Origin of the sequence: Bradyrhizobium mercantei (genome assembly GCF_001982635.1) — a bacterium.
Classification (GTDB): domain Bacteria; phylum Pseudomonadota; class Alphaproteobacteria; order Rhizobiales; family Xanthobacteraceae; genus Bradyrhizobium; species Bradyrhizobium mercantei.
In genome coordinates this window covers 154,603-178,621 of sequence record NZ_MKFI01000006.1, presented here as the reverse complement: position 1 = coordinate 178,621, position 24,019 = coordinate 154,603, and the positions used below count along the sequence as shown (strand labels likewise).

Below are 24,019 nucleotides of genomic sequence, written 5' to 3'. Positions count from 1 at the left end.
CTTTCATCCCGTTTGCTTGATCGCCCACAGGGCGGATTAAGATTACCCGCAGCTTCCCGCCCTGCGTGTGAGCCACGCCACTTTACAAGCGCGTTGCAGGCGACATGATGCGCGCAATAATTTCAGGGTAGGCGTTCTTTATTATGACAAGCGTATTTTGCGTACGGCTGCGGTTTGCTGCCGCGATCACCGCGTCGGTGTTGGCGTTCTCTCCGGCGCGGGCCGATGTCGTCGTTCACATCGATAAATCATCGCAGCGCATGGCGGTCAGCGTCGACGGCATGACGCGCTACAACTGGCCGGTATCGACCGGACGTCGCGGCTACGGCACGCCGAGCGGCGTGTTCCGTCCGCAGATGCTGGCGCGGCGCTGGTATTCGAAGAAATACTACAACTCGCCGATGCCGTACTCGATCTTCTTCCATGGCGGCTTTGCCATCCACGGCACCTACGAGCTCACGCGTCTCGGCGGGCCGGCCTCGCATGGCTGCGTGCGCCTGCATCCCTCGCACGCGGCACAGCTCTATGGGCTGGTCGAGCGCAATGGCCGCGGCGGCACGCGGATCGAGATCACCAACTAGCCGGCCGCAATACCTGAACCCGCCGCGCCTTTACCCTGCGATAACCCTGTCGCACGCTGGCAAACATTGAGGCGCGCGAAGCGCTTTCGGCGCATTCATTGTGCAGTTGCGCGCCGGTTTACCTTTCCTTCACCACGCTGTTGCGCGTCCACGCTGCAAATCTGCCCCGTCGGCCGCTTGCGCGCGGCCAGTCGTTCGCGTCCCGAGTGAACGCGCCTGCAAAGCAGGCAATGCCCGGACTTCTCATCCAGCGCAGATCTTCGCCAAGAGACACCAATTTTTCAGAGACTTATCGCAGAAATGTCACTGAGCTGGAATGCGCGTGGGGCGTGCGAGTGCGATGAAGCGGCCAAAGAAAATCAAGAAACCAAACCAGGCCAGAGCGAGCCGTCCTCGGGGGCGCCGGCTCAAGGCCGTGCCGAAAGTGCCGGGGAGCTCGCGCCGTCCTGCCGTCGAGATCAGCGAGCTGGTGCGCCAGCGCGCGCAGGCCGAAGCCGCAATCGCCGAAGCGCGCAGGTCGAACGCGCGGCTGCGCGAGGCGATCGACATCCTGCCGCAAGGCATCGTGTTCCTGGACCCCGAAGGCCGTTACACGCTCTGGAACAAGAAATACTCGGAAATCTACAAGCGCAGCTCCGACCTGTTCGAGCACGGTGCGCGTCTCGAAGATACGATCCGCATCGGCGTCGCGCGCGGTGATTATCCGGAAGCCGCCGGCCGCGAGGAGGAGTGGATCGCCGAGCGGCTCCAGAAGATGTACCAGCCCGGCGAACGGCACGAGCAGGTGCTGGCCGACGGCCGCGTGGTGCTGATCGAGGAGCGGCTGACCTCGGACGGCGGCATCGTCGGGCTGCGCGTCGACATCACCGAGCTGAAGCAGCGCGAGGCCTCGTTCCGCCTGCTGTTCGACGGCAATCCGGTGCCGATGATTTTATGCGCGCTGGACGGCGAACGGATTCTTGCCGTCAACGACGCCGCGATCGCGCATTACGGCTATGTCCGTGCCGAATTCGAGAAGATGACGATCAGGAGCCTGCAGGCGTTCGATGCGGAGCTGCCCTGGGCCGCTGGCCGCAGCAGCGACGAGCAGGCGGCGCGGACCTGGAAGCATGTGCGCGCCGACGGCACGCTGATCGACCTTGCGATCTATTCGCGCCAGCTGATGCATGGCGACCAGCCGGCGATGCTGCTCGCGCTGATGGACATCACCGAGCGCAAGCGCGCCGAGGCGCGGCTCGCCTTCATGGCCCAGCACGACAGCCTGACCGGCCTGCCGAACCGCAATCTGCTGCGCCAGCAGATGGAAGAGATGCTGCAGCACACCCGCCGCTCGACCGACAAGGTTGCGGTGCTGATGCTCGGCCTCGACAATTTCAAGGCGGTCAACGAGACGCTCGGCCACGGCATCGGCGACAAGCTGCTGCGCGCCGTCGCCAAGCGGCTGCGCTCGACGCTGCGCGAGGAAGACGCGCTGGCCCGCCTCAACTCCGATGAGTTCACCATCGTTCAGGGCGGCGTGATGCGGCCCGAGGACGCGGTGCTGCTGGCGCGGCGGATTCTCGACGCGATCGGCGAACCCTATCTGCTGGAGGGGCATTCGGTGGTGATCGGCGCCAGCATCGGGATCGCGATGTCGCCCGGCGACGGCGAGGATTCCGAAAAGCTCTTGAAGAGCGCCGACATGGCCTTGTCGCGCGCCAAGAGCGAATTCCGCGGCACCTTCTCGTTCTTCGAAGCGGAGATGGATGCGCGCGCCCAGAGCCGCCGCAAGATCGAGATCGATCTGCGCGATGCGATCCAGAACGAGGAGTTGCGGCCCTATTACCAGCCGCTGGTCGATCTTGCGACCGGACGCATCACCGGCTTCGAGGCCTTGGTGCGCTGGCCGCACCCGGAGCGCGGCATGATCTCGCCGGGCGAGTTCATTCCGGTGGCCGAGGAGACCGGCCTGATCAATCCGCTGGGCAGCTTGATGCTGCATCGCGCCTGCATGGACGCGGCGCAATGGCCCGACGACGTGCGCGTCGCGGTCAACCTGTCGCCGTTGCAATTCCGCACCGGCAATCTGCTGGCGCTGGTCACCGATGCGTTGCGGCAATCCGGCCTGCCGGCGCGACGGCTCGAGCTCGAGATCACCGAGACGCTGCTGCTCGAGAAGAGCAGCCAGGTGCTGGCGACGCTGCATGCGCTGCGCGCGCTCGGGGTGCGGATGTCGATGGACGATTTCGGCACCGGCTATTCGAGCCTCAGCTATCTGCGCAGCTTCCCGTTCGACAAGATCAAGATCGACCAGTCCTTCGTGCGCGACTTCGGCGCCAATCCGGACGCGCAGGCGATCGTGCGCTCGATCGTCAGCCTCGGCGTCGGGCTCGGCGTCACCATCACCGCCGAGGGTGTGGAAACCGAGGCGGAGTTGAGCTGCCTGCGCGCCGAGGGCTGCCACGAGGGCCAGGGCTTTCTGTTCAGCCGGGCGCGGCCGAACCCCGAGGTCATCAGCCTGCTGAAAGCGCAGCGCGTCGCGACGGCGCTGGTGGCGTAGCGAGTTCTGTACTCTCCGCGTCATTGCGAGCCACCCGGTCGGCGCGTAGCGCCGCCGGATGACAGGCTCCGCGAAGCAATCCATCTATCCTCGTACGCGGAGGGATGGATTGCTTCGTCGCTTCGCTCCTCGCAATGACGGTGGAGTTACGCTTTGCTGCCTGTCGGCCGCTTGTTCAAATGATAGGTCAGCGCCAGCGCAACACAATGCCGCAGCGCTGCCTCCGGAAGCTTGCCGCTGACATCGAGCAGGATCGCGCGGTTGCCGCTGTAGCTGAGCTCCGGATAGCGCTCGCGGAAGGTCTCGACCAGATTGGTCTGGCAGTGGAAGTAGACCGCGACCTGATCGGCGGCCGGCTTCACCTGATCGATCCGGACCGTGCTGCCGCTGCCGGTCTCCGCCGTCAGGTAGCTCGGCTGACCCCATTTCAGCGTCTCTTCCAGCGCGCCGACGCCCTTGGTCGCCTTCGCGGTCTCGAAGATCAGCCGCCGCAGCGCCAGCAGCCTGGCCTTGACCGGGGCAGGGTAGGCGTCGAACAGCCCATCTGCCGCTTTCGCTGACGGCCGTCGCGCCTTGCTGGTCGATGCTGCCGGTTTGCGCATGATGGGCTCCGCGAGGACGTATCGCGCCTATCTACCACAGCGACCCGAACGTCACATAGCTCAGCCCCGCGGCTCACGCCGCGTTGCGCAGTCCCGCAAGGAACGTGTCGACGCTGTGCGACAGCGCGGAGGCGTGATCGCCGAGCTGGCCGGAGGTGTCCAGCACATTGCCCGTGAGGGCACGGGATTGGCCGGCGGCCTCGCTCGCGCCGGCGATATTGGCGGAGACCTCGCCGGTCCCGGACGACGCCTGCTGCACGCTGCGGGCGATCTCCCGCGTCGCCGAATCCTGTTGCTCGACGGCCGCCGCGATCGCGGTGGCGATGCCCGAGATCTCGCGGATGGTGCCGCTGATGTCGCCGATCGCGCTGACGCAATTGCCGGTGGCAGACTGGATCGCGCCGACCTGACCGGCGATCTCGTCGGTCGCCTTCGCGGTCTGGCTCGCCAATTCCTTCACTTCGGCGGCGACCACGGCAAAGCCGCGACCGGCCTCGCCGGCGCGCGCGGCCTCGATGGTGGCGTTGAGCGCCAGCAGATTGGTCTGGCTCGCGATCGCGCTGATCAGGCGCAGCACGTCGCCGATCTTCTCGGCGGATGCGGCGAGGCTCGTCACCATCTCGGTGGTCTCCGCAGCCTTGGCCACGGCGTTCTCGGCGACGCGGCTGGAATGGGTGACCTGGCGGCCGATCTCGGTGATCGATGACGCCAGCTCCTCGGTCGCGGCTGCGACCGCATTGACGCTGGCCGCCGCCTCGTCGGACGCGGCGGCTGCCGCCGAGGTCCGTTCGGAGGTGCCGTTGACGCTGGTCGTGATCTCGCCTGCGACGCGCTGCATGTCGCTCGACGACCGCGCCACGGCGGCGACCATACCCTTGACGTCGGCTTCGAAACGCTCGGCCATCTGCCGTTGCAGCGCCTGCCGGTCGGCTTCCGCCTTCACCTTGTCGGCTTCCTGCGCCTCGCGCAGCGAAGAGGTTTCGATCATGCTGCGGCGGAACACGTCGACCGCCTTCGCCATCGTGCCGAGTTCGTCGCGGCGCTCGCTGCCGGGGATCGTGACGCTGGTGTCGCCGCTCGACAGCCGGTTCATCACCGCGGTGATTGCGATGAGCGGCCGCGACAGGCCGCGGCCGAGCAGGAATGCGAGCAACACGGCGGCGGCGAGGATCGCGACCACGCCGAGGATCAAATTGCGCTGGGCGCTCGCCGCGGCGGCTTCATAGTCGCTGGTGTCCTTGATGATCTCGAGCACGGCGACCGGTTCGCCGGCATAGTTCTTGATCTGGCCGAGATAGAGCTCGACGGCATGACGGCCGAGCGTCGCGTCCCGCAACACCGCTGCGCCGCTCATCACGTTCTTGAGCTCGTCCTGGGTCGCGACCACGGTGTCGCCGAAGGTCGAGGACAGCCGCTTGAAGCTCTGGCCGTCGAACGAATGCACGGCGAGGTCGATGCCGAAGCGCTTCTTGGCGCGGTCGACGAACTCCTTGCCGAAGGCGACGCCGATGTCGACATTGCCGAGCGTCTTGCCGTCGCGCATCACCGGGGTCATGCCGAAGATCGAAAGCGCCTCGCGGCCGGGCTCGACGCCGACGATCGGCTTGCCGGCCTTGATCGATTCCACCACCGTGGTGCGCCGCGTCGAGGCGTCGTCGCCGAAGGTTTTCGGCGCGTGGACCCGGTAGAAGCTCGTCGCCGGGGCCTGCCAGAACGAGATCAACGGGATGCCCTGCGCCTTGATCGATGCCCAGGGGGCGCCGAGCAGCTTGCCGAGGCCGTCGCGGTCGCCCTTGGCGATGGCGTCCTCGACCGGCGGCAGGGCGGCGATCACGGCGGAGACCGCGAGCGCGGTGCGGCCTTCATAGTCGATCGCTGCAATCACACTGTCATATTGCAGCTTGAGCTGCTGATCGAGCGCGAGCCGCGTCAGCGCCCGCTGCTGGCTGATCGAGAAGCCGCCGAGGATGGCGCAGGCGACGGCAACGGTCAGGGAAATCGCCAGGATCAGGCGGGCGGCAATCGATCGAAGCGTGAACATGGTACCGGCGGAACTCCAGGCATTAGCGCCGTCCGCAAGCTCTCAGAAAAAGCTTAACAACCGGATGTTGCGCCGCCGAAATTCGTGCGGGGATCACGGCCGCAGGTGCCTACTTTCGTACCATGCAGCAGGTCGAGATGACGTTCGGCCGCACGGGTCGGACGGCAGACTCGCGTCGCCTCAACCGACCGTGACGCACACGACCGGCAGGAAAGCGACGAACACCTAGAGGCCGAATTTTTTGGATCGACGAATGCGAGCGTCCATCATTTGGCGTTCCGCTGGCGTGAGCGTCCGGGTCCACGTCCCGATCGTCAGGCGGTTGCGCAAGGCCGCGATTGCGAGAGCTATGGCGAAGAGTCCGAGCCCTGCCGGAACGGCGTAGCGGGGGGCAATGCCAGGCAGGTAGTTTAGAAGGACGAACAGGATGAGCGATCCGACGAGCGGTGTACCGATAACGATGTTCCAGACAAGCGCCTGCATAACGTCCTCCCTGGCCGCTCTTCTACGGCGTTCAACTGAAACGCGAGCAAACCCCACAGCTAAAATTTTCCGAGACGCAGCGCCCGTCGTTGGTCCGTGGCCGACGATCCCTCTGACCACCTCGGAGGTTGGTTCGCTGGGGTAGAGCGGACTTCGCTCAGTTCAATCGTCATCGACCGCTGGCGACCCGAAGCAGGCTTCACATTGTATGGTCCAAGGTGCAACAATTGGGCTGCCACTTCCATGCCGCTGGTCGATAGCTGATCGCATGATTGAGCAATTTTATCTGATTGACGATGAATTAACTTGGCCACTTGGTGGCCCGATGTGGGAAGTGGTGGAAGTGACCTTTGGCCACTCCACAGGCTGGGACTTACGCCTGCGCCTGGAGCGTGAAGGCCAAATTGCCCAGATCGTTTTCCCTCGCCCGACCAGCTTTCGCGTCCATGATGAGCGGCAACTTGTAAGTTATTGGACCACTCGCGCCGATCAAGGTGTGCAGATCGGGACGCTCTATTTGTTAAAGGGCAGCGATGTCGTCCAAGACTTTATTCAAGTTGAGGGGAATTTGCCTCTCCAGCACTTCCTAGTCGCGGGAATAGACACCTGCGTGGAGGTGATAGGCACTTACTCGCCACAAATCACCCTGCAGAAACCACCGCAAGCCGCTACATAGCGTATTCGATGGCACTTTCGGCGCATCGTGTTCGTTACCGCGATGCGGCTGCATCATAAAAGCACGGCCGCCGATGTCGCTTTCTGGCCCATACCGACGAAGCCGGAGGCTCATTCGCATGTCGGCTGTCGGGGGTTAGACCGGACATAGTCAGTAGCGCCACACGATCCCCAAATCAACCGCCGCGCGGCAACGAGTAGCTGTTGGTGTTGATCTCGGCCTCGCGCAACGAGACTACTTCCGACTCGCCGGACCAGGGATCACACGCTCGACCCGGCCGATGATGTTGCCGAAAGGCACGTCACCCATCTGCATTGGCATCCGGCTGTCGACCGAATTGTCCCGGTTGTCGCCGATGACGAAAAGTGCGCCTGCCGCCACGGTGTGAACATTGTCGTTGTCGAGAGCCGACTGCGCCTGACAATCCAGCGTCTGGTAGCTGACACCGTTCGGCAACGTCTCGTGCCATTGCTTGACCGGAGCGACGCCCGGCACGCCACAAAGACGCTCTCCGACGAAATCCTGCATCTTCTCCTGCTTCACCGGCTGGCCATTGATCCAGAGCTGTCCATCCCGCATCTGGATGCGATCGCCCGGCAATCCGACCACCCGCTTGAGGAACGGAGCCGAGGTGCCTGACTTGAGCGACGTCAACGCAACGACATCACCACGCCCCGGAATCGTGTCGGCGGCATAGGCGACGATGCTGACGCTGTCGCCGACCAAAATTGTCGGGGCCATCGATGACGATTCGACCGCCAGCGGCTTCAGCAGGCTGGCGACGAGCGAGAGGATCAGGGCGGGAATGGACATTAAACCTCTTTAAAACCCTGTTAGCCGCGCTTTCTCGGTAGCCGCCTGTTCCGAACGACGGGCCGTTGTTAGCAATTGCCCGAGGAGCGCTGGTTCAAAGTAAAATTGTGCCTAGTTTGATTTCGGCGCATTGAACTTTATCGCGGGGCCGATCTGGACGTTCTCCTCACGAACGAGGGCACGTCCAATTTTCACCACGCACCCTGCTTGCCAATCCCAATAAGCCTCCTGTTTCATTGGCTCCCATCGCTTCTTGCATTGATCATTTGACACATAAGGAACGACGACAAGTGTGAGAACAGCGATAAGTCCGCATCCGACCCAAAATATGCGCATCGTTCATTTCTAAGCGACTAGTGAGGAGCCCTGAGTGGCTACCACTTTCCAAATCTTGTCGTTGCCGTCAAGGGTTGCATCGATAATATCGCGCAACCACGCCAGGCCGCCAGTGTCTCTTGTTGGCCCATAACGGACATACCGTGGTCACGCGGCGATGTCCGGTGCTAGGGGAAAGCCGACATTGCGACGTATCGGTGCGCGCCCTGCTTCAATCTGACTTCATCGCGCCTCAGCGCGTCGTCGGCGGTGCTGCGAGATTGCCCGACAGGATCGCCTTGCCGGCGTCCTCATACTGCGTGTCGCGGGCCTGGATCTGCTGGGCGATCGCGTGCATGTCACGAAACCGTCGCTCGAAAGGATTCTTCGCGAATACCGCGGTCGCGCCGGACATGTGATAGGCGATGTCGACCACCGCGGCGGACTGGTGGATGGTCCAGGTCGAGGCGATGCGGATCGCGATCCGGTGCGCCTCGCTGATCGCTTCACCGCGGGCGAGATCGCTCCAGACCTCGTGTGCCGTCGCATACAGATAGGCGCGCGCGGCGCGCAGGCTGGCCTCGGTGCGGCCGATCTGGCCCTGCACGGCGTTGTTGTCGCGCATCGCCTTGAGGCCTTGCGGGGTCTTGCCGCGCGCAAGCTCGGTCGCCGCATCCAGCATGGCGCGCGCGACGCCGAGCGCGGTGGCGGCAAAGCCCATGCTGAACACCATGTTGGTGGAGAGCTTGTAGAGCGGGCCCGGCTCGCGGCACGCGGCGGGATCGTCGCGCAGCGCCGCGAATTTGTCCGGAATGAAGAGGTTGTCGACCGAATAGGAATCGGTGCCGGTGCCCTTCAGGCCGATCACGTCCCAGACGTCGTACATTGTCGCTTGCGACATCGGGAACAGGATGGTGCGGATCTCCGGCGAGCCGTCGGCCTTCTTGCGCGGCGAACCGTCGGCCTCAACGATGCGGACATGGGCGCCGAGCCAACTCGCCTGCCGCGAGCCCGAGGCGAAGTCCCAGCGCGCACTGGCGCGATAGCCGCCGGGCTCGGCGCGGACCTCATGGGCGATCGCACCCCAGGCCAGGATGCCGGGCGCGGTGTTGAAGATCTCGTGGGCGGCGTCGGGCTCGAGATAGGCTGCGGTCATGGCGCAGACGCTGCACTGGCCGAGGCACCAGGCGGTCGAGGCGTCGGCCTTGGCGATCTCCTCCTGCATCTGCATGAAGGCGTCCAGCGTCGCCTCGGCGCCGCCGAAACGCTTCGGCAGCAGCGCGCGATAGAGCCCGTTCTCGACCAGCGCCGATGTGACGGAAGGCGTCAGCCGTCGCGTCCGTTCGATCTCGTCGGCTTCACTCGTGATCAGCGGCGCCAGCGCGCGCGCCCGCTCGACAAGGTCTACTCCCTGCGGCTTGTTCATGCGTTTCCTCGGCGCCTTCTGACGTTCTTGTTGGGCGGGTCACGCGATGGTGGCCCATCCGGCAAAGGAGGGCAAGGGAAGCCAAGGCGGGACGGCGCCGACGCAGATCAGCTATCCGTCAGCGATGCGCGAGCGTGGATTCATCCGCGCTCAGGCGGCGGCGCGCCCGAGATCGAGCGACGGCTGGCGCTTGGTCGAGAAACTCAGCGCCACGGCAACCGCGGCGAGGCCGATCGCGAAGGAACCGGCGTGCAGCCATGTATAGCCGTGGAACGTGTCGAACACGTAACCGCCGGCCCACGGCCCGAGCGCCATGCCGAGGCTCGCAAACGCCGACACCGCGCCGAACACGGTGCCCATGATGCGCGCGCCGAAGAACTCGCGCACCAGCACGGCATAGAGCGGCATCACGCCGCCATAGGCGAGGCCGAACACGACCGACAGCGCGTAGAACTGCCCGAGCTGCGCCACCGCAAGATACGTCGCGATCGACAGCGCCTGCACCAGGAGGCCGCCGACCAAAACCGGCTTGGCGCCGAGCCGGTCGGCGAGCACGCCGAGCAGCAGCCGGCCGCCGAGCCCGGAGAAGCCGGCGAGGCTGTAGACCGTGACCGCAGTCAACGGCGCGATGCCGCAGACCATGGCGTAGGAGACCATGTGGAAGATCGGCCCCGAATGCGCCGCGCAGCAGGCGAAATGCGCCAGCGCGAGCGTGATGAATTGCGGCGTGCGCAGCGCCTGCGCTGCGGTCCATTCGGTTTGCGGCGCGCCCGCGGTGGGCGCGTTGGTCGCAACCGTCGTTCCCTGCGGCGCCGGGCGCACCAGGAACGATGCGGGGATCAAGAGCGCCCATGCGGCGATGCCGATCACGAGCATCGCGAAGCGCCAGTCATAGGCCGTGATCAGCCAGCTCGCCGATGGCGCGACCGTCAGCGGCGATACGCCCATGCCGGCCGAAACGAGTGCGACCGCGAGGCTGCGATGCTTGTCGATCCAGGCGCTCGCCAGCGCCATCATCGGCGCATAGAAGCTGCCGGCGGCGATCCCGATCAGCACGCCGAAGCAGAGCTGGAATTGCCACAGGCTCTGCGCCTGGCTTGCGCTCACGAGGCCGAGCCCGAGCAGCAGGCTGCCGGCCAGCACCACGATGCGGGTGCCGAAGCGGTCGGACAGCGCGCCCCAGGCGAACGCCGCAAAACCCATGCAGAGGAAGTCCAGCGTCGCCGCCGCCGAGATGCCGGCGCGCGACCAGCCCATCGCATCCGAGATTGGCTGCAGGAACACCGCGAGCGACAGCATGGTGCCGAAGCCGACGCAGGTCATCAGCGCGCCCGCGCCGACCACGACCCAGCCATAATCGAACCGAGCGGCCTTGCTCATGCGTTTCCCCGTCTGCGCGGTTTTGCTGTTGTTGGTCCGCGCTTGAGGGGATGGTGGCGCATCCGTCCGCCATGGGCAAGCTCGCTTGCTCGCCGCGCAGACATCGCGCCGCGCATGGCTCGCAGCGATGTGAGCTCACCTCACGCAGAGCTTTCGGACCGCGCGGAAACGCCGCGGTCAGATTGAGGTTAGCCGCACTGCCAGGCCCGGCCGATCGGCGTCCAGGTCCAGCACGGACCAAAACTGCCGCCATTGTAGCGGCCGCGGTAGAAGCCGGGGCGGCCGAAATAATACAAATCGTCGCCATACCAGTAGCGCGGCGCATAGTCCGGGTAGCCGCGGGCGGCGCCGCGCGGGCCGAGCACCGGAATGGTCTGATTGGGCGGTTGCCGGTAGCCGGGCAGGAAGCCGTAGCCATGCCAGCGGGTGCTGCCATGCCGCTTTTTCGACGATGCGGCCGAGCTCAGGTCCGGCTGCAGCAAGGCGAGGATGACGACGAGGAGGGACAGGATGCGCAACATGACCCGAGTCTAGTCGGGCGGCCGTGCGATGGCGATTCAAATCATGGTGCGTTTTGTTGCTGAGATAAGGAGCGACATCGACTGCGCCAGGGGCATCTCGGCCCTGGGTTGGCAGCCGACGTCCGGGCTACCAAGGCGCTGCGTCCAGAACGAGGCATCCAGCCGCAACAAGCAGCGCTGCGTAGGTCAAGAGCATCCCGAAACCGCGTAGCGCCTCCAATCCCCAAAGCATGCCGATTGCATGCAGGAGCCGCCCGGACGCAAGCGTTGTCCCGATGGCAACAACCATCCAGGCCGCGGCGACGTGCGCCTCGACCAGGCCCAGCGAGATCACCCCAAGTGGAACGTACTCGATGAAGTTGCCCTGGGCGCGAATGCGCCGACGCAGCGTCTCGTCGGCGCTGTCGCCGACCATCTGCCCGACCTTCGCGCGGCGCACGGAAATGGGAAACGACAGGGCGACAAGGGAAACAGCAAAGGCTGCCGCGAACACGGAAGTGGTGGGGAGTACAGTCATGACTAGCGCGCGCCGTCGATGATTGCGCCGCCGTCAGCGGGGAGGCTGGCTCCCGTCACAAACTGCGCGTCCTCGCTCGCAAGGAACAGGACGACCGGCGCGACGTCATTTTCCGGCGCGCCGTATCGGGCCAGCGCGTTTGTCGGTGCGGGCACATTTGCGGCTGAGTCCCATGTCTCCGCGAGCGGCAGGATGTTATTCACGGTGATTTTGTCGACGCCCCATTCGCGGGCAGCGGTCCGCGTCAGGGCGCGCACCGCCTCTTTTGCCATGTTGTAGGGACCATAACCGGTCAAGCCGAGGACGCCGGCCATCGAACCGAAGTTGATGACACGACCTTTGCCGCTCATCTTTAGGTAGGGGTAACAACCTTGCATCGTTCGCAGATACGCGATTGGGCCCGTCTCGAAGTTGCGCTGCAACTGCTCGACTGACAAATCCTTGACGGATGAGTTGGGAACGGACGGATCGAACGCATTGTTCACGAGAATATCGATCCCGCCGTAAGCCGCGACCACCTTATCGATCGCCGATTTGACCTGGTCAGCATCGCTGATATCGCAGACGACGCCCAGCGCCGTGCCGCCCGTCCCTTCGATCTCTGCGACGACGGCATCCACGTTTGCAGGTGTGAGCGACAGGACCGCAACCTTTGCGCCCTCCGCAGCGAACAGCTTCGCGATAGACCGGCCAATACCGCGACCGGCGCCGGTGACAATGGCAACTTTTGCATTGAGTCTATTCATGTTCATCTCCTTCGATAGTTGTTGTGTTGATCGCTTTCCTTCTCGTCAGAACAGCCCGTATGGCGACGCGATTCCGCGTGCGGCGTTCTGCGTAACGAAGGAAGTGATGAGCAACGCGAGGCCGACGATGGCGGGCAACGCCTCGTTGGGCTTCCGCACGGCGAAATGCGCCAGACCAGCTAACAGCAGATGATAGAACATGCCCGCGTAAGCGAGGTCGCTGAGCCCGACGTTGATGCGCGAAAGGACTGCGGCCGGGCCCAAGACTTTAACCACGATCATGAGTGGCACGAGATAGGCCGGGTATCCAAGGCCGGCGAGCGTCTGCCGGACCCATTTCCCTTTCGTCAGGTACATAACGGCGGAGGACAGATACAGCAGCGTCAACAGTGCTGTGCTGATCCAGTATGTGCAGATGGTAGCCATGTGGTCGTTGTGATTGCTGGCGCGACAGCAACTCCTCGGTTGGGGTTGATTGGCGCCGCAGTGCAATTCCTTTGTGCCTCAGCAGCGCACATCGAAAATGCGGATCAAGATTGATAATCGCAAGTAGGATGAATAAGTTGCTGTAGGTATGGAGAAGCATACTATGAAAAGCGCAGAGATAAACATGCATGAGGAGATGCGGCGCGCATTCGCGCTGCTCTCAGGCAAGTGGAAGCTGGAGATCATGTGGCTGCTCAATCAGCGGGTCTACCGCTTCGGCGAGTTGCGAAAAGCCATCCCCGGCATCACTCAGCACATGCTCACGGCACAACTTCGCGAACTCGAAGCGGACGGCCTGATATCGCGCACGGTGTTCGCGGAAGTGCCCCTCCGCGTTGAATATGCGATCACCAAGAAGGCGCGCGGGCTCGGCCCGACGATGGAGGCGCTAACGGCCTGGTGGCATGAATATGGAAGGAGCGTGCCAGCAAGATCTGGCGGTCGCGGCCGCAAGGCCAAGGCCTGAATGCGCCAACTCAAGCTGCCGCCGCTTCCGTCTGCTGGCGGCGGGCTGGTGTCGGGGGCTGCATCCCAGCCACCTTCAGAGCGGCGATGAAGGTTGACACCCACGGTGCATGGGGTTGTTTTCGACTTTTTTGTCGCCCGGTCCCCGAAAGCCGCGGACCAGACCTGCCTGGTCACGCCCGATGTGGCCTGAGCGAGCCCCTCAGCTATCCACCTTGAGCGCGGCAATAAAAGCTTCCTGCGGGATGTCGACCTTGCCGAACTGCCGCATCTTCTTCTTGCCTTCCTTCTGCTTCTCCAGAAGCTTGCGCTTGCGCGTGATGTCGCCGCCGTAGCATTTCGCGGTGACGTCCTTGCGCAGCGCGCGCACGGTTTCGCGCGCGATCACCTTGCCGCCGATCGCCGCCTGGATCGGGATCTGGAACATGTGCGGCGGGATCAGCTCCTTCATCTTCTCGACCATGGCGCGGCCGCGGCCCTCGGCGCGGGTGCGATGCACCAGCATCGACAGCGCGTCGACCGGCTCGGCGTTGACCAGGATCTGCATCTTCACGAGATCGGCCGGCTTGTAGTCGGTCAGATGATAGTCGAACGAGGCGTAGCCCTTGGAGACCGACTTCAGCCGATCGTAGAAATCGAACACCACTTCGTTGAGCGGCAAATCGTATTTCACCATCGCGCGGGAGCCGACGTAGGTCAGCTCCTTCTGCGCGCCGCGGCGGTCCTGGCACAGCTTCAGGACGCTGCCGAGATATTCGTCGGGGGTGAGGATCGTCGCCTCGATCCACGGCTCCTCGATCTCGGCGATCTTGACCACGTCGGGCATGTCGACCGGGTTGTGGATCTCGAGCTCGGTGCCGTCGGTCAGCTTCATCTTGTAGATGACGCTCGGCGCGGTCGCGATCAGGTTGAGGTCGAACTCGCGCGACAGCCGCTCCTGGATGATCTCCAGATGCAGCAGTCCGAGGAAGCCGCAGCGGAAGCCGAAGCCGAGCGCGGCTGACGTCTCCATCTCGAAGGAGAAGCTGGCGTCGTTCAGCCTGAGCTTGCCCATCGCGCCACGCAGCGTCTCGAAATCGTCGGCATCGACCGGGAACAGGCCGCAGAACACGACTGGAATGGCGGGCTTGAAGCCCGGCAGCATTTCGGTGACCGGCTTCCGGTCGTCGGTGATGGTGTCGCCGACGCGGGTGTCGGCGACTTCCTTGATCGCCGCGGTGATGAAGCCGATCTCGCCGGGGCCGAGCTCCTCGACCTGCTGCATCTTCGGGGTGAAGAAGCCGACGCGCTCGACGTCGTAGGCCGCACCGGTGCCCATCATGCGGATGCGCTGGCCCTTCTTCATGGTGCCGTCGACGACGCGGATCAGCACCACCACGCCGAGATAGACGTCGTACCAGCTGTCGACCAGCAGTGCCTTCAAGGTCGCGTCGCGGTCGCCTTTCGGCGGCGGCAGGCGGGTGACGATCGCCTCCAGCACGTCGGGCACGCCGATTCCGGTCTTGGCCGAGATCATCACCGCATCCGACGCGTCGATGCCGATCACGTCCTCGATCTGCTGCTTGACCTTATCGGGCTCGGCCGCGGGCAGGTCGACCTTGTTCAGGACCGGCACGATCTCGTGATTGTTGTCGAGGGCCTGGTAGACGTTCGCGAGCGTCTGCGCCTCGACGCCCTGGCTGGCGTCGACCACCAGCAGGGAACCCTCGCAGGCCGCCAGCGACCGCGAGACCTCGTAGGCGAAGTCGACATGGCCGGGCGTGTCCATCAGATTGAAGATGTAATCCTTGCCGTCCTTGGCGCGGTAGTTCAGCCGGACGGTCTGCGCCTTGATGGTGATGCCGCGCTCGCGCTCGATATCCATCGAATCGAGCACCTGCTCCTTGCCCGCCATTTCGCGATCCGACAGGCCGCCCGTCATCTGGATCAGGCGGTCGGCGAGGGTCGATTTGCCATGGTCGATATGGGCGACGATGGAGAAGTTGCGGATGTTGGAAATCGGGGCAGTTGTCATGGGGCGCGGGATAGCATCCGCACCCCCGCACGGGCAACCATATTGCGGTATTTTGCAGGGGTGTGACGGCGAATCACGGGGGTGTTTCCGGCAGGGTCGCCGTGATCGATTTCCGGGTATGTTTCTGCTAGGTCTGGCGGCCCGAAATTCGTGGATTTGACGATGCGCTGGACCCTTCTCGCCGCCGGATTGCTCGCCATGTTGTTCGCGGCGCCGGCGGCCGCCGATAAGCGCGTCGCGCTGGTCGTCGGCAATTCCACCTATCAGAACGTGTCGCGGTTGCAGAACCCGAAGAGCGATGCAGAGCTCGTGGCCGAGACGCTGCAGCGGCTGGGCTTCGCGCTGGTCGGTGGGCAGGCCCAGGTCGATCTGGACAAGGCCGGTTTCGATGCCGCGATCCAGCGCTTCGGCAGCCAGCTGATCGGCGCCGACGTCGCGCTGTTCTATTACGCCGGCCACGGCATCCAGCTGCGCGGAACGAATTATCTGGTGCCGGTGTCGGCCAATCCTGTGCGGGAGGCCGATGTCGATTTCCAGATGGTCGATGTCGGCCTGGTGCTGCGGCAGATGGAAGGCGCCGGCACGCGGCTCAACATCGTCATCCTGGACGCCTGCCGGAACAATCCGTTCGGCGGCCGCGGCCTGCGCGCCGCCGACGGCGGCCTCGCCCAGATCCGCGCGCCGGAGGGCACGCTGTTGTCCTATGCGACCCAGCCGGGCAACGTCGCGCTGGACGGCGATGACGGCCACAGCCCGTACACGCGCGCGCTCGTCGATACCATGCAGAAGCCCGGGCTCGACGTGCTGCAGGCCTTCAATCAGGTCGGGCTCGTCGTCAAACGTGCGACCGGCAGCGCGCAGCAGCCCTGGGTTTCGACCTCGCCGATCGATGGCTCGTTCTATTTTGCCGGCAACACGCCGGCACAGGTCGCAACCGCCGATCCGCCGGCAACGGTGATCCCGCCGCAGCAGAGCCTGCCGCCGCCAACCTCACCTCCATCGGCACCGCCGGTGGCACGCTCGCAATCGGACTTCATCATTCCGGACTCTGACAGCCGCTTGCTGTCGGAGAGCGATCTCAGGGCGCTAAGCAAGGACGATCTGCGGATTGCCCGCAACGAAATCTTCGCGCGCCGCGGGCGCTACTTCAACGCGCCGGACCTGACCGCGCGCTTCAGCAGGTTTGCCTGGTACGTGCCCCGCTCATGGGACCCGCCGCTCAATGCGATCGAGAGCGCCAATGTCGCGCTGATCGATCGCTTCGAATCCGGCGGCGGCGCGGTGCCAAGCGGCTTCATCTTCCCGGATTCCGACCGGCGTCTGTTGACGCCGGCCGATCTGCGGCAGTTGTCGCGGGACCAACTGCGGATCGCGCGTAACGAGATCTTTGCCCGCAGGGGCCGCTATTTCGATTCCGCCGACCTCAAGGCGTATTTTTCGCGCTTCCCCTGGTATGCGCCGAACAGCTGGAATCCGAAATTGAATGCGGTCGAAGAGGCCAATGTCGCGCTGATCGACCAGGCCGGAAAGCGCTGAATGGCCGCGCGCAAGACAGCCTGCATCATAGCCCTGCTGGCGCTGTTGCCGCCGCTCGCGCACGCGCAGAGCAAAAGCGATTTGCTCGACCGCCTGGTCCGCGCCTATCCCGATGCGCTGTCCACCCATGACGAAAGCACGATCACCTGGCGCGACGGCACGGTGATGCCGGTCGACGACGGCGTCTCCGACAAGCCGTTCGATCAGATGCTGCGCAATGCGTCGATCCTCGATCAGATGCGGCAGCCCTATCCCTCCGGGCCGTCGGCGCCGCCGGCGCCGAATGTCGATCCCGGCCGTTTCCGCAACGAGGCCCTCTTCCGGAAAATGTACGGCGACTGCCACACAGCCGAGGTCAAGCGGAACCTGGTGACGATCATTTGGCTGCCGCGGTCCTGGGGCAAGCCGGTCCAGGTCACCCGGGTCAACGGCATCGCCGAGCGGCTCAAGCAGGTCTCCGCCGAGATCGACGCGCTCGATCCGGCGCTGCGCGCGGCGGCCTTCCCGATCGCGGGTGTGCTGTCTTGTCGCGCCGTTGCCGATACCGGGCGGATGAGCATGCACGGCTACGCGGCCGCGATCGACCTCAACCTGAAGGTCTCGGATTACTGGCTGTGGGCGGGCAAGGGGCAAGGCGAAGGCAAAACCATCCCCTACAAGAACCGGATGCCGCGGGAGATTGTCGATATCTTCGAGCGCCACGGCTTCATCTGGGGCGGCAAGTGGTACCACTACGATACCATGCATTTCGAGTACCGGCCGGAGCTTCTCGAAAAGTGAACCGGCCGGCTCGAGCCATTCTCACGCCAAGCTGATTTCACTGGCCACAAAAACGCGCTAAAGCGCGCTGAAGTGCTGGTGAGCAATCACTCATCGCACTTTCGTTTCCATCCGGCATGATCCCCTCGGGAAGCCACCTTCCAGTTTTCCGGGTCATGCCTCAGGCACAGGCCATGTCGACCGTTTCCACGCTTCCCGCCGTCCGGCGCTCCACCCGCAGACTGACGATCCGGCGGATCGCCGCCTGGATCGCCTCCCGCGCCATCGATCCCAGGACCAGCCTGTGGTTCGTGATCAGCTTCGCACTGGTTCACGCGGTGCTGTGGACGCTGATCCTGGTCAAGCTCAAGGCCGCGCAGGATGTCCATATGGACGTCGCGGAGGCCTATGCCTGGGGCCAGCGCTTCCTGCTCGGCTATGGCAAGCATCCGCCGCTGTCGGGCTGGATCGCCGGGGTCTGGTTCAGGATTTTCCCCGTCACCAACTGGTCGACCTATGCGCTGGCGATGGCGACCGTCAGCTTCGCGCTTGTCGTGTGCTGGCTGATCGCGCTGCGCGTCGTCGATCGCCGCCGCGCGTTCTTCATGGTGGTGATGCTCGCGCTCTACCCGATCTTCAATTTCAAGGGCTTCAAATACAACGCCGACCTCGCGCAGCTGGTGCCGCTGCCGCTTTTGGTGCTGGCCTATCTGAACGCGTTCGAGAAGCGCAGCTTCAAATCAGGTCTCTGGCTCGGCTTTGCCGGCATGCTCGCGCTGATGACCAAATACTGGGTGGTGACGATGATCGGCGCCATCGGGCTTGCCGCGCTGATCCATCCACAGCGCACCCAGTTCCTGCGCTCGCCGGCGCCGTGGGTTGCGATCGGCACGATGATCGTGGCGATGATCCCGCATCTGGTGTGGCTCGAGGAGGTGAACTTCGTGCCGTTCACCTATGCCGGCGACGTCTACGCGCTGTCGAGCCGCGAGCTCAACGTCCAGCTCGTGATCGGCTATATCGTGCACAATCTCGGGCTGCTCGCGATTCCCGCCGTGCTGGGCCTGGTGGCGCTGCTGCTGGGATCGGTGCCGTGGCGGCCGTCGGACGTGCTGGTGCGGATCTGGTCGCGCGGTCCCAATCCGGCCGTCAACCTGCCGCAGGCGCTCAACGTCTGGATCATCCAGTCGATCGTCGCGATCGGGCCGCCGCTCGGCGCGCTGGCGTTCACCGTCTACATCAAGACCGATTGGGGCATCCCGCTGTTCTTCCTGGTGCCGCTTGCGCTGGTTGCGATCCCCTCGCTTCGCTTCCCGCGCATGGCGCTGTTCTCGATCACGGCGATCTGGTTCGTGGCCACGATCGCCACGCTGATCGCCGCGCCCAGCATCGCGACGCAGGAGATCGCATCCAACCATATCGGCGGCTCGACCTACGCCGCGCGCTCCGAACTGGCGCGCGAACTGACCCAGACCTGGCAGGACAAATTCCATACGCGCTGGGCCGTGGTGGTCGCGCGTTCCGATATCGGCGAGCCGATGACGTTCTACAGCCCGGATCATCCGGCGTCGCTGGTGCCGGGCGAAGCGTGGTCGTCGGGGCTGACGTCGCTCGATGAGGCCAAGCGTCTCGGCTTCATCGGCGTCTGCGATACCACCGATCCGGTCTTCTTGCAGCCATGCGAGGCATGGATGGCGGAGCACGCCAAGGATGCCGAGCCGCTGGTGTTGACCACCATGCGCTTCTTCAACGGCCATCCCGGCCCGTCGACGGCGTGGAAGGTCTATCTGGTGCCGCCGGCGAAGTAGTCGTTGCTGGGCATCAGTGCCGTTTCCGTCGCTTCTTCAGCGGCCCTCGAAGGATCGACGGCCACCGACGGGGCCGTGCATCCTTCGAGGCTCGCTCCGCTCGCACCTCAGGATGACGGTGATAGGCTTTGGCTTCGCGTAGCGGCTGAGGGGCGCCCTACGTGCTACGTGCCTTCCTCGTTGAACTTGCTGGCGACGAGCTCGGCGATGGCGTCGAGCGCCTGCTGCGCCTCGTCGCCTTTCGCTGACACCACCACCGTGGTGCCGGGCCCCGCGGCGAGCATCATCAAGCCCATGATCGAGGTGCCGCCGACGGTCTCGCCGCCGCGCGTCACCCAGATCTCGGCGTTGAAGCGCTCGACCAGCTGGACGAATTTCGCCGATGCCCGCGCATGCAGGCCGCGCTTGTTGACGATCAGGAGTTCACGCGAAATCGCGCCCGCTGGCACGCCCGGGCCGACCTGGTTTGCGCCCGGAGCCTCGTCGCTCATTTGCCTGCGAGAACGCGGCTGGCGATGGTGACGTATTTGCGGCCGGCTTCCTGGGCCATCGCGATCGCGTCGGGCAACGAACGCTCCTCGCGAACCTTGGCGAGCTTGACCAGCATGGGAAGATTGATGCCCGCGAGCACTTCCACCTTCGGGCGGCTCATGCAGGAGATCGCAAGGTTCGACGGTGTGCCGCCGAACATGTCGGTGAGGATCGCCACGCCGTCGCCGCTATCGACGCGGTTCACCGCCTCGATGATGTCGCTTCGACAGAGATCGGAATCGTCCTCGGCACCGATCGTAATCGCTTCAATTTGTTTCTGCGGACCCATGACGTGTTCGAGCGCCGCTCTGAACTCGTCGGCAAGGCGCCCATGGGTCACCAGCACTAGACCAATCATTGGAAACTCCTCGCGGGCGCCCTTTGGTGCACCGCACGAACGCGCCACTTTGACCATCCAGAGGCCCTGCGCAAGAGGGCATCTTGGCTAGTCTCCCGGTTCCTGGCGGTAGAGAGGGGAGGCTGCGCCGGCAAAATCCGACGCGATAGTGGATGTGATATGGTTACCAATTCCCTTCCCACAATTGGCCGCAAGATTACGGGAACATGAACTTTCAGGTTGTCGTCAGCGCAGCGACAACCAGCGGCAGGGGTTGAAAGCCGATGCCGACGGGAATTCGCGGTATCAAAACACCATTAAGGCGAATCATGAGCGCTTCGGGCGGCGGCAGCCGCTCGGCATCGCCGGCCGCAAGGTCGACGACCAGCCTCACCACGGCCTCATCCGCGAACGGACAATGGCGGATTCCGAGGCCTCGGATCTCGATCAGACCGGCCAATTGCCGGGCCGGGCGAACCCACAATTGTTCGCCGGCTGTGTCGAGATGGACACGGTCATCCCCCACCAAAATGGCCGGCGGAAGCGCTCCGGTGCGCCCGGCGAGAATCAGGTCGAAGGCGAGACGCGACTTGCCGGAGCCCGACGGGCCGCGGATCAGCACTGCACGCTCGCCGACCAGAACGGCGGATGCGTGCACGCTTGAATTGTCGCTCATAGGGTCGGCAGCCTGACCACGAAGCGTGCGCCGGCGACGGTGGGCTTGCCGTCTTCGTCCGCAGGGCCAAGACGGTTCTCGGCCCAGATGCGTCCGCCATGCGCTTCGATGATCTGCTTGGAGATCGAAAGCCCGAGGCCGGAGTTCTGGCCAAAGCCCTGGTGCGGCCGGTCGGTGTAGAAGCGCTCGAAGATCCGCTCCAGCGCGTCCTCGCCGATGCCGGGCCCGTCATCGTCGACCACGATCTCGACCTCGCCGCGGGTGCGGCGGCAGACGATGCGCACCTTGTCGCCGGGCTTGGAGAACGATTGCGCGTTCGACAGCAGGTTCGAGATCACCTGGCCGAGCCGGGAATCATGGCCGGGCACCGAGAGCGTGTCGGTCGGTCCGCGGCCCTCGAAGCGGGCTTCGACCGCGACGTCATGGCCAAGCCTGGTCTCGTTGGCGACGCTGGTCAGCGTCGTCAGCAGCCGGCGCAGATCGACCGGCGCCATGTCCTGGCGCTGCAATTCGGCATCGAGCCGGCTCGCGTCCGAGATGTCGGAGATCAGGCGGTCGAGCCGCCTGACGTCATGCTCGATCACGGCGAGCAGCCGCGCGCGGCTGTTCTCGTTGCGCGCCAAGGGCAGCGTCTCGACCGCCGAGCGCAGCGAGGTCAGCGGGTTCTTCAGCTCGTGGGCGACATCGGCGGCGAACATCTCGATCGCCTCGATGCGGCTGTAGAGCGCATTGGTCATGTCGCGCAGCGCACCCGAGAGATGGCCGATCTCGTCGCGGCGCCCGGTGAAGTCGGGAATCTCGACGCGGGTCTGGATGCGGTGACGGACGCGCTCGGCGCCGTCGGCGAGCCGCCGCACCGGGCCGGCGATCGTGCTCGCGAGCAGCAGCGACAGCATGATCATGACCGCGGAGGCGACCCCGCCGATCTTGAGGATGGCGAGGCGCTCGGACATCACCAGCTGGTCGATGTCGTCGCCTTGCGTCGTCAGCATCAACGCGCCGCGCACGGCGCGGAAATGCTGCACCGGCACGGCAACCGACACGATGATCGCGCCGCGGTCGGTGACGCGCACCGCGCTGCCCTTCATGCCCTCGAGCGATTGCGCGACTTCGGAATAGCCCTTGCCGCCTTCGGGGCCGAGCTCGCGGTAGATCGGCAGGTCGCCGCGGTTCAGCCAGGTCTTGATCGTGGCCTTGGTCTTCTCATAGAGCGACGGCTTCTCCGACGGCGGCGGCAGCTCCATGCGTAGCACGTCGCCGCGCGCGAACAGGTTGCGGCTGTCGAGGATCAGGCCGCCGTCGCGGTCGAAGATGCGGGCTCGCGTCTTGGTCGGCGCGATCAGGCGGCGCAGGATCGGTGCGACCCGCTCCGGATTGATCGGGAAATCAGCCGATTCATCCGGCTGGCCGAAACTCTCGCCGGGCTTCAAATCGAGCAGCCGGTCCGGATCGATGGTGACGGTATTGCCTTCGACGGTCGCGGACGCCGCGATCGCCTCCGAGATGATCTCGGCATAGACCAAAAGGCTCTGCGTCCGCGCCTCGATCAGGCCGGCGCGGAATTGCGAGAGATAGAGGATGCTTGCGACCAGCGCGACGAGGCCGGCGAGGTTGAGCGAGACGATGCGGCGCGTCAGGCTCGAGAACGACAGCGCAAAGAAGAACTGACCGGCGCGGCGCAACCAGCCGAGCGGACGGCGCCAGCCCTTGTCCTGCGCCAGGCCGTCGGACACGGGCTCCTGATCGAGGAGCTGTGAGGCGTCCTCGGTGTTCAGGCCCTGCTCGAGCTGCGTTCGATCAAGCACTGGCAAAGCTGCCGGTTGGTATGGATGTCGTCCCGCGAAGCAGATGTTTGCCCGAGCTTACCCCAGCCGTGCGGAGCCTGTCAGTTAACAAGCCGCCCGGGAGGCGCAGATCAGGCTTCCTTGAAGCGATAGCCGACGCCGTACAGCGTCTCGATCATCTCGAAGTCGTCGTCGACCACCTTGAACTTCTTGCGCAGCCGCTTGATGTGGCTGTCGATGGTGCGGTCGTCGACATAGACCTGATCGTCATAGGCCGCGTCCATCAGCGCGTTGCGGCTCTTCACCACGCCGGGGCGGGTGGCGAGCGCCTGCAGGATCAGGAATTCGGTCACGGTGAGCGTCACCGGCTCGTTCTTCCAGGTGCAGGTGTGGCGCTCCGGGTCCATCCGCAGCAGGCCGCGGTCGAGCGCACGGGCGTCCGGCTCCTTCGGCGCGGCGGTCGGGTCCTTCGGCTGGCCGCGGCGGAGCACCGCCTTGACGCGTTCGACCAGCAGGCGCTGCGAGAACGGCTTGCGGATGAAATCGTCGGCGCCCATTTTCAGGCCGAACAATTCGTCGATCTCCTCATCCTTCGAGGTGAGGAAGATCACCGGCAGGTCGGACTTCTGGCGCAGCCGGCGCAGCGTTTCCATTCCGTCCATGCGCGGCATCTTGATGTCGAGGATCGCAAGGTCGGGCGGCGACGTGCGAAACCCATCCAGCGCCGACGCACCGTCCGTGTAGGTCATGATGCGATAGCCTTCGGCTTCCAACGCGATCGAGACCGATGTGAGAATGTTGCGGTCGTCGTCGACCAAGGCGATTGTGGGCATGAGCTGCTTTCACAATTGAGAGTGGCTTAAACGGCGGGCACTCTGGCGTCGCGCCGTGGAATTGGGCTTTCGAACGCGGTCAACGAGCAATGCAAGCTGGGCTGAAGTGTGACCGAGTTCCGCAAAAAATACGCTTCTGCGACCCAAGCG

At 64.6% G+C, this 24,019-nt stretch carries 23 protein-coding genes; 7 read left to right on the top strand and 16 right to left on the bottom strand.

Features of this window, described 5'->3' with window-relative positions; genetic code table 11:
• The first annotated feature begins 143 nt into the window (after window positions 1-143).
• Together BI327_RS27585 and BI327_RS27580 are read left to right on the top strand one after the other, a co-directional pair.
• Window positions 144-581 (top strand): L,D-transpeptidase, encoded by a 438-nt coding sequence (locus BI327_RS27585; RefSeq protein ID WP_245334952.1) that lies wholly within the window; start codon window positions 144-146, stop codon window positions 579-581.
• 340 nt (window positions 582-921) lie between these two features.
• Window positions 922-3,120 carry a putative bifunctional diguanylate cyclase/phosphodiesterase gene (locus BI327_RS27580; RefSeq protein WP_083742236.1) on the top strand — a complete coding sequence of 733 codons (2,199 nt, stop codon included), beginning with the start codon at window positions 922-924 and terminating at the stop codon, window positions 3,118-3,120.
• Window positions 3,121-3,266: 146 nt separating this feature from the next.
• On the opposite strand, the gene BI327_RS27575 is transcribed toward BI327_RS27580, so the two are convergent.
• The 3 genes from BI327_RS27575 to BI327_RS27565 all read right to left on the bottom strand — a co-directional run bounded on the left by BI327_RS27575 (window position 3,267) and on the right by BI327_RS27565 (window position 6,246).
• Window positions 3,267-3,722, bottom strand: coding sequence for a DUF1801 domain-containing protein (locus tag BI327_RS27575; RefSeq protein WP_076864444.1), 456 nt, complete (start codon window positions 3,720-3,722; stop codon window positions 3,267-3,269).
• A 73-nt stretch (window positions 3,723-3,795) separates the two neighbouring features.
• Window positions 3,796-5,763, bottom strand: a complete 1,968-nt coding sequence (locus BI327_RS27570) for a methyl-accepting chemotaxis protein (protein WP_076864443.1) — start codon at window positions 5,761-5,763, stop codon at window positions 3,796-3,798.
• A gap of 225 nt (window positions 5,764-5,988) precedes the next feature.
• A complete protein-coding gene (locus BI327_RS27565) occupies window positions 5,989-6,246 on the bottom strand; it encodes a hypothetical protein (protein ID WP_076864442.1) in 258 nt (85 codons plus the stop codon).
• Between the two features lie 268 nt (window positions 6,247-6,514).
• Between BI327_RS27565 and BI327_RS27560 the strand changes: the two genes are divergently transcribed.
• The gene (locus BI327_RS27560) at window positions 6,515-6,922 is read left to right on the top strand and encodes a hypothetical protein (RefSeq protein WP_076864441.1); all 408 of its coding nucleotides are present in this window, start codon (window positions 6,515-6,517) and stop codon (window positions 6,920-6,922) included.
• A 234-nt stretch (window positions 6,923-7,156) separates the two neighbouring features.
• Here the strand turns inward: BI327_RS27560 and lepB are convergent, their stop codons facing one another.
• The 7 genes from lepB to BI327_RS27525 all read right to left on the bottom strand — a co-directional run bounded on the left by lepB (window position 7,157) and on the right by BI327_RS27525 (window position 13,066).
• Window positions 7,157-7,735: a signal peptidase I gene (gene lepB / locus BI327_RS27555; RefSeq protein ID WP_076864440.1), complete on the bottom strand. Its 579-nt coding sequence runs from the start codon at window positions 7,733-7,735 to the stop codon at window positions 7,157-7,159.
• Between the two features lie 568 nt (window positions 7,736-8,303).
• On the bottom strand, window positions 8,304-9,476 hold the full coding sequence (locus BI327_RS27550) for an acyl-CoA dehydrogenase family protein (RefSeq protein WP_076864439.1): 1,173 nt from the start codon (window positions 9,474-9,476) through the stop codon (window positions 8,304-8,306).
• A gap of 150 nt (window positions 9,477-9,626) precedes the next feature.
• A complete protein-coding gene (locus BI327_RS27545) occupies window positions 9,627-10,856 on the bottom strand; it encodes an MFS transporter (protein ID WP_076864438.1) in 1,230 nt (409 codons plus the stop codon).
• Between the two features lie 188 nt (window positions 10,857-11,044).
• A complete protein-coding gene (locus tag BI327_RS27540) occupies window positions 11,045-11,377 on the bottom strand; it encodes a hypothetical protein (RefSeq protein WP_076864437.1) in 333 nt (110 codons plus the stop codon).
• Window positions 11,378-11,504: 127 nt separating this feature from the next.
• Window positions 11,505-11,894 carry an MAPEG family protein gene (locus tag BI327_RS27535; RefSeq protein ID WP_076864436.1) on the bottom strand — a complete coding sequence of 130 codons (390 nt, stop codon included), beginning with the start codon at window positions 11,892-11,894 and terminating at the stop codon, window positions 11,505-11,507.
• A gap of 2 nt (window positions 11,895-11,896) precedes the next feature.
• The gene (locus BI327_RS27530) at window positions 11,897-12,640 is read right to left on the bottom strand and encodes an SDR family NAD(P)-dependent oxidoreductase (RefSeq protein WP_076864813.1); all 744 of its coding nucleotides are present in this window, start codon (window positions 12,638-12,640) and stop codon (window positions 11,897-11,899) included.
• A 45-nt stretch (window positions 12,641-12,685) separates the two neighbouring features.
• On the bottom strand, window positions 12,686-13,066 hold the full coding sequence (locus BI327_RS27525; RefSeq protein ID WP_076864435.1) for a DoxX family protein: 381 nt from the start codon (window positions 13,064-13,066) through the stop codon (window positions 12,686-12,688).
• Between the two features lie 148 nt (window positions 13,067-13,214).
• Here BI327_RS27525 and BI327_RS27520 point away from each other — a divergent pair, with 148 nt between their 5' ends.
• Window positions 13,215-13,592: a winged helix-turn-helix transcriptional regulator gene (locus BI327_RS27520; RefSeq protein ID WP_076864434.1), complete on the top strand. Its 378-nt coding sequence runs from the start codon at window positions 13,215-13,217 to the stop codon at window positions 13,590-13,592.
• Between the two features lie 201 nt (window positions 13,593-13,793).
• Here the strand turns inward: BI327_RS27520 and lepA are convergent, their stop codons facing one another.
• Window positions 13,794-15,605 carry a translation elongation factor 4 gene (gene lepA, locus BI327_RS27515; protein WP_076864433.1) on the bottom strand — a complete coding sequence of 604 codons (1,812 nt, stop codon included), beginning with the start codon at window positions 15,603-15,605 and terminating at the stop codon, window positions 13,794-13,796.
• A gap of 162 nt (window positions 15,606-15,767) precedes the next feature.
• On the opposite strand from lepA, the gene BI327_RS27510 reads away from it, so the two are divergent.
• The 3 genes from BI327_RS27510 (at window position 15,768) to BI327_RS27500 (ending at window position 19,708) form a co-directional block, all read left to right on the top strand.
• The gene (locus BI327_RS27510; protein ID WP_076864432.1) at window positions 15,768-17,141 is read left to right on the top strand and encodes a YARHG domain-containing protein; all 1,374 of its coding nucleotides are present in this window, start codon (window positions 15,768-15,770) and stop codon (window positions 17,139-17,141) included.
• The gene (locus BI327_RS27505; protein WP_076864431.1) at window positions 17,142-17,921 is read left to right on the top strand and encodes a M15 family metallopeptidase; all 780 of its coding nucleotides are present in this window, start codon (window positions 17,142-17,144) and stop codon (window positions 17,919-17,921) included.
• A 173-nt stretch (window positions 17,922-18,094) separates the two neighbouring features.
• Entirely contained in the window at window positions 18,095-19,708 is a 1,614-nt protein-coding gene (locus BI327_RS27500) for a glycosyltransferase family 39 protein (RefSeq protein ID WP_076864430.1), read from the top strand.
• Window positions 19,709-19,872: 164 nt separating this feature from the next.
• On the opposite strand, the gene BI327_RS27495 is transcribed toward BI327_RS27500, so the two are convergent.
• The 5 genes from BI327_RS27495 to BI327_RS27475 form a co-directional block, all read right to left on the bottom strand.
• The gene (locus BI327_RS27495) at window positions 19,873-20,199 is read right to left on the bottom strand and encodes an HPr family phosphocarrier protein (protein WP_076864429.1); all 327 of its coding nucleotides are present in this window, start codon (window positions 20,197-20,199) and stop codon (window positions 19,873-19,875) included.
• Window positions 20,196-20,597, bottom strand: coding sequence for a PTS sugar transporter subunit IIA (locus BI327_RS27490; protein ID WP_021076632.1), 402 nt, complete (start codon window positions 20,595-20,597; stop codon window positions 20,196-20,198). Before BI327_RS27490 ends, BI327_RS27495 begins: the two co-directional genes overlap by 4 nt.
• A gap of 214 nt (window positions 20,598-20,811) precedes the next feature.
• Window positions 20,812-21,252, bottom strand: coding sequence for an HPr kinase/phosphorylase (locus BI327_RS27485; RefSeq protein ID WP_076864428.1), 441 nt, complete (start codon window positions 21,250-21,252; stop codon window positions 20,812-20,814).
• A complete protein-coding gene (locus tag BI327_RS27480) occupies window positions 21,249-23,057 on the bottom strand; it encodes a sensor histidine kinase (RefSeq protein ID WP_076864427.1) in 1,809 nt (602 codons plus the stop codon). The genes BI327_RS27485 and BI327_RS27480 overlap by 4 nt, the downstream gene beginning before the upstream one ends.
• 110 nt (window positions 23,058-23,167) lie before the next feature.
• On the bottom strand, window positions 23,168-23,869 hold the full coding sequence (locus BI327_RS27475; protein ID WP_016843287.1) for a response regulator transcription factor: 702 nt from the start codon (window positions 23,867-23,869) through the stop codon (window positions 23,168-23,170).
• Between the last annotated feature and the right edge of the window lie 150 nt (window positions 23,870-24,019).